The sequence below is a fragment of the Arthrobacter sp. Y3223164 genome (assembly GCF_059091005.1).
The window spans coordinates 1-4612 of record NZ_JBNHGF010000232.1; the positions used below are offsets into that span (position 1 = coordinate 1).

At 66.8% G+C, this 4612-nt stretch carries 7 protein-coding genes; 4 read left to right on the forward strand and 3 right to left on the reverse strand.

All coding sequences use genetic code 11. The features are described from left to right. Window positions 1-36: 36 nt before the first annotated feature. The gene (locus AC5RUJ_RS11485) at window positions 37-444 is read right to left on the reverse strand and encodes a YchJ family protein (RefSeq protein WP_494128058.1); all 408 of its coding nucleotides are present in this window, start codon (window positions 442-444) and stop codon (window positions 37-39) included. Window positions 445-446: 2 nt separating this feature from the next. Then, on the reverse strand, window positions 447-1118 hold the full coding sequence (locus AC5RUJ_RS11490) for a TetR family transcriptional regulator (protein WP_493979572.1): 672 nt from the start codon (window positions 1116-1118) through the stop codon (window positions 447-449). Between the two features lie 80 nt (window positions 1119-1198). On the opposite strand from AC5RUJ_RS11490, the gene AC5RUJ_RS11495 reads away from it, so the two are divergent. Further along, a complete protein-coding gene (locus AC5RUJ_RS11495) occupies window positions 1199-1696 on the forward strand; it encodes a CarD family transcriptional regulator (RefSeq protein WP_494128059.1) in 498 nt (165 codons plus the stop codon). Window positions 1697-1842: 146 nt separating this feature from the next. Here the strand turns inward: AC5RUJ_RS11495 and AC5RUJ_RS11500 are convergent, their stop codons facing one another. After that, a complete protein-coding gene (locus tag AC5RUJ_RS11500; protein ID WP_494076754.1) occupies window positions 1843-2901 on the reverse strand; it encodes an App1 family protein phosphatidate phosphatase in 1059 nt (352 codons plus the stop codon). 170 nt (window positions 2902-3071) lie between these two features. Between AC5RUJ_RS11500 and AC5RUJ_RS11505 the strand changes: the two genes are divergently transcribed. From AC5RUJ_RS11505 to AC5RUJ_RS11515, 3 genes are all read left to right on the forward strand, one after another. After that, a complete protein-coding gene (locus tag AC5RUJ_RS11505; protein WP_494001710.1) occupies window positions 3072-3467 on the forward strand; it encodes an SRPBCC family protein in 396 nt (131 codons plus the stop codon). A gap of 259 nt (window positions 3468-3726) precedes the next feature. Further along, entirely contained in the window at window positions 3727-4131 is a 405-nt protein-coding gene (locus AC5RUJ_RS11510) for a DUF4383 domain-containing protein (RefSeq protein ID WP_494073418.1), read from the forward strand. Between the two features lie 99 nt (window positions 4132-4230). Further along, a partial coding sequence (locus tag AC5RUJ_RS11515) for a hypothetical protein (RefSeq protein ID WP_494155891.1) occupies window positions 4231-4612 on the forward strand: 382 nt, incomplete at its 3' end.

Genomic DNA, 4612 nt, shown 5'->3' on the forward strand with positions numbered 1-4612 from the left:
TGGTGCACCGCCGCCGCCCATCTCGGCCGGGTGCGCTCAGGCTATGGCGTCGCGGTAGACCCAGCGGCCGTCCTCGCGCACGAAGGTGCTCTTCTCCTGCTGCGTGCGATCCAGGCCGCCCTCGCGGTAGCCGGCTCGGAACTCCACGGTGCCCGCACGGTCGGTTACGCCGCCGCGGACGGTCTTGAGGATTTCCAGTCCGGTCCAGTGCAGCGCGGGGTCCAGCTCGAGCTGCGCGGGCCGCGTTTCCGAATGCCACGTGCGCAGCAGATAGGCGGCATCCCCGGCGACGAACGCCGTGTAGCGCGACCGCATCAGCGCTTCCGCCGTCGGCGGCTCGGCCTCGCCGCGGTGGAACGGCCCACAGCACTCGCCGTAGGCCCGGCCGCTCGGGCACGGGCACGGCGTCGTCGTCGTAAGGGCCGGGGTTCTTGTGTTTCGCATGGTCAGTGGGACAACTGCAGGGCAGCCGCGTAAATGTCCGGCAGGTTGTCGTTCCGGCCGGCTTCGCGCCGGGCCACCCACACCTCGAACGCGACCCGGACCACCGCCGCACAGGTCTCGAACGCCAACCTGATCTGCAGGTCGCTCACCCCGTCGCGGCCGAACCGGTCCATCAGGGCGTCCACCAGCCCGGTTGTCCGGGTGGCATTGTGCTTGAGCATGGCGGCCTTAAGCAGGGGCTCCTTGCGGATGAGCTGGTTGACGAGCAACATGCGGCGGGCCGCCGGAGCGTCGTTGTCCGCATACCCCTGCATCACCTCTTGGTAGACGCGCTCAAGCTCTTCGCGCGGGTTGCCGGCCGGATCGATGGTGAGCAGCCCGGCCTCGAGCGCGGCGTCAAAATCCTGGTGTGCCGGCAGCGCGGCTTCTTCCTTGCTGGTGAAGTACCGGAAAAACGTGCGCTGGGAGATCCCGGCGGCGTGGGCGATGCCGTCCACGGTGGTGGCATCCACGCCGTGTTCCTGGAACAGATGCAGCGCGGCCTCGCTGATTTCCGTCCGGGTCTGGCGCCGCCGCCGCTCCCTTAATCCGGGTGCAGCGACAGGGAGCTCAGCCGTGGTCGGGCCGGGCACATCGGTTCTGGAAGCGCCGCTGGTCGGCGTTTTCTGTGGCATAGCAGCTTCCAAGATACCCCATATTTGAGTATTCGCTGCCAATGTGGCAGTATCTGCCATAATGGCATGAAAGGGCATCAATGAACATTAAAGTTGGCGACACCCTCGTCTATCCCCCGCACGGCGCTGTTACCGTGACCGATCTCCGGACCCGTCCGTTCAAGGACTGCCAGACCAAGTTCGTACAGTTCCGCGCTCATCACGACGGCCTGCTGATCGAACTGCCGCTGGGCAACGCGGAAACGGTCGGCGTACGCAAGGCCATCAGCAAAAAAGGCGTTAAGGAAGTTTTTGCGATCCTGAAGGCGAAGGTGCCGGAGGATCAGGAGAACTGGTCGCGCCGGTTCAAGGCCAACCAGGAAAAGATCAACAGCGGCGACATTTACCGGGTCAGCGAAGTGGTCCGCGACCTCTCGCTGCGGGCCATCGAACGCGGCTCCTCGGCCGGTGAAAAGCACCAGCTCGAACAGGCCATGCGGATCCTGTCCTCGGAGCTTGCGCTGGCCGAAAAGACTGACAATGAAACGGCGCGGGCCATGATCGAAGCCGTTTTCGGCCCGCTGGAGGCCGCCGTTTAACAGGCCGCGCCCGCAGGAACGACGTCCGGGCACTGCCGCTTGACGGCGCCCCGCTCCATCAGGAGCGGGGCACCGTCGTCGTTAGAGGATTCCCAGCGGTGGCCGCCGTCGTCGTTGAAGGGTTCCCAGCCGGGGCGCCGTCGGCGTTAGAGGATTCCCAGCTGCTGAAGCTGGTTCGCCAGGCCTTTCCCGTCGGAGGCGTAGATCCACGGGATGCTGCGCGCGGGTCCCACCGGGCCGTCCTGGGAACGGCCGCCGGCCAGCACCGCTTCGCTCACCGACAGCTGGCGGATGGCGATGGCCGCCACGTGGTCGGGATAACGCAGCGCAAAGCCGGCGTAAATGGCTTCGTCGTGCTGGCCGTCGTCGCCGATCAGCAGCCACTTGATCTTCGGGAATTCTTCGGCCAACCGCCGCAGCTGGTCCACCTTGTGCATCTGACCGCTGCGGAACCAGCGGTCCTTCGTCGGCCCCCAGTCGGTGAGCAGCAGCGCACCGTCCGGGTACATGTTCCGGGACAGGAAACGCGTCAACGTCTGCGCAACGTTCCAGGCACCGGTGGATAGATACAACACCGGGCTGCCCGGATGCTCGCGCGTGACCCGCTCCAGCATCACGGCCATGCCCGGCGTGGCGTTGCGCGCATGTTCATCCAGCACGAACGTGTTCCAGGCCGCGAGCATCGGGCGGGGCAGCGCCGTGACCATGACGGTATCATCGACGTCGGACACCACCCCGAACCGGGTGTCCGGCGGCACCACGTAGACCGCGGCTTCCACCGGTTCAGAGTCCTCGCAGCGCAGCGTGACGGTGTGCCAGCCCGGAGCCAGACTCACCGAAACCTTGGCGTCCACCACTCCGCCGCGGTCGGCCACCACTTGGTGCTCAATGCCGTCGGCGTGGATCACCACCCGCGCGTTGGCCACGGGCGGGCTGATGAAATTGCGCCAGCCGCGGATGCCGTCGGCCACCAGCTTCGAGGGCATGCGGCCGTTGTCGAAGGCACCGGGCCGCGCCATCACTACCCGGGCCAGCACGCGGATCCAGCCGTCGGTGCCGTAGCCGGTAAACGGCATGACGGTGGCCACGTCACCGCGCTGCCGTGCCCGCCGTTCCCGGACCGCCTGCCAGCGGTCTTCAAGGCGCATGCCGATGTGGGCTGCCTTCTCATGGAGATCGTCGCCGTTGCCGGTAAGGGATGCCATGGTCCAAGTCTGTCATGCACACGCTAACCGGCTCGAACCTGCGGCAACGCGCGCCGCCGCGCGCCAACCACAGACCCTCCCGACGGCATCGCGAGCCCGCGGATCCTCCCGGCGGTGCCGGGCGCTCCGCGGGTCTTGCCCGCGTCGGAGCGAACCTGAAGACTGGCCACATGACGTTTGCATCGCGGCACATCAGCATCGCCATCAACCGACCCGTTGGAGAGGTCTACGAGTTCGCCGCCAAACCCGAGAACATGCCGCAGTGGGCCGCCGGACTCAGCTCCTCCATCGGAGTGGTCGACGACGCCTGGGTCGCCGAGACCGACAGTGGACCGGTGCGGGTCACGTTTACCGAGCGCAACGACTTCGGCGTGCTGGACCACTACGTGACCTTGCCGTCGGGCGAAGCTGTCTACAACCCGCTGCGTGTGCTCGGCAACGGCGACGGGACAGAGGTGGTGTTCACCCTCTACCACCGTGACGGCATGGACGAGGCGGCGTTCGAAGCCGATGCCGCCGCCGTGGACCGGGACCTGCACACGCTCAAGAGGCTGCTCGAGGCCTAAACCGCCCCCGGTTCCGGACCACCCGGGCAGCCGCGCCGACAGGACCGGACCGCCCACCGCCGTCGTCATTTTTCCGTGCCGCCGCGGCCAGGCGGACGTAAACTGAAAGCGCTGGTTCTGACGTCAGATGCGCCCCTACCAACAGCCGAGTTGTTACTCGACGAAGTTTCGAACTCATTGTCTGGGAGGAGAAATGACTACCGCATCACCGCATGCGCATCACGCACACGTCTCGCGCGGAAATGTGCGAAATGCCGCGATGACTTCGGGAATTGTTCTCTTGGTGATCGGTGTGCTGGGCTTCATCCCCGGCATCACCATGGAGTACGGAGAAATGGCTTTCGCCAGCGGCTCCGGCGCCATGCTGATCAACGCGTTCCAAGTGTCCATGCTGCTCAACATCGTCTACCTGGTGGTAGGCGTGGTGGGCTACATCATGAGCCGCACCACCAGCGGTGCCCGGGACTTCCTCATGGGAGCCGGCATCCTGTACCTGGCGATGTGGCTGTACGGCCTGATCGTCGGCCCCGGCGAATCAGCGGCCAACTTCCTGTCCACCAATGCAGCCACCACCTGGCTCAACTTCGTCCTTGGCGCCGTGATGCTGGCCCTGGCCATCGCCTACATGGTGCGCCACCGGGACGAGGCGCGCGAAACACGCTAACCGAAGCCGTCCCGCCGGTTTCCGGCGGACGGTTCGCTGCGGACCCCAGTCGACATGACTGGGGTTCGCTGGCTTCCGGGGCCGTCGGATACTGGCTCCGTGACACTCATGATCCTGTGCGGCGTGCTGGTGGCCGCCGGGCTGGCCGCGGTGGCCTTTCGGGGCGGGGAGCGGTTCCAGCCTCCGCCGGGCCGTGACGAGGCCCTGCGTCGGGACGACGGCGCGCTCGTGTTCGACAGCGGCACCCACGAGAACGACGACGGGGCCCTCGTCCTCGAGCGCGGCACCCCCGGGAACGATGAGGGAGCCCTCGTGCACTACGGCACAGGCGTGGACGACGACGGTGTGCTCGTCCTGGACGGCGGCGCCCCCGGGAACGACGACGGGGGGCTCGTGCTCGCAGGCGACACCCACGTGGACGTCGACGCCCAGGTGCCCGAGGGCGGCACCCCCGGGAACGACGACGGAGCGCTTCTGCTTC

Coding starts and splice junctions, on each gene's coding strand:
- AC5RUJ_RS11485 (WP_494128058.1), bottom strand. CDS start 444: ATGCGAAACACAAGAACCCCGGCCCTTACGACGACGACGCCGTGCCCG.
- AC5RUJ_RS11495 (WP_494128059.1), top strand. CDS start 1,199: ATGAACATTAAAGTTGGCGACACCCTCGTCTATCCCCCGCACGGCGCT.
- AC5RUJ_RS11510 (WP_494073418.1), top strand. CDS start 3,727: ATGACTTCGGGAATTGTTCTCTTGGTGATCGGTGTGCTGGGCTTCATC.
- AC5RUJ_RS11500 (WP_494076754.1), bottom strand. CDS start 2,901: ATGGCATCCCTTACCGGCAACGGCGACGATCTCCATGAGAAGGCAGCC.
- AC5RUJ_RS11490 (WP_493979572.1), bottom strand. CDS start 1,118: ATGCCACAGAAAACGCCGACCAGCGGCGCTTCCAGAACCGATGTGCCC.
- AC5RUJ_RS11505 (WP_494001710.1), top strand. CDS start 3,072: ATGACGTTTGCATCGCGGCACATCAGCATCGCCATCAACCGACCCGTT.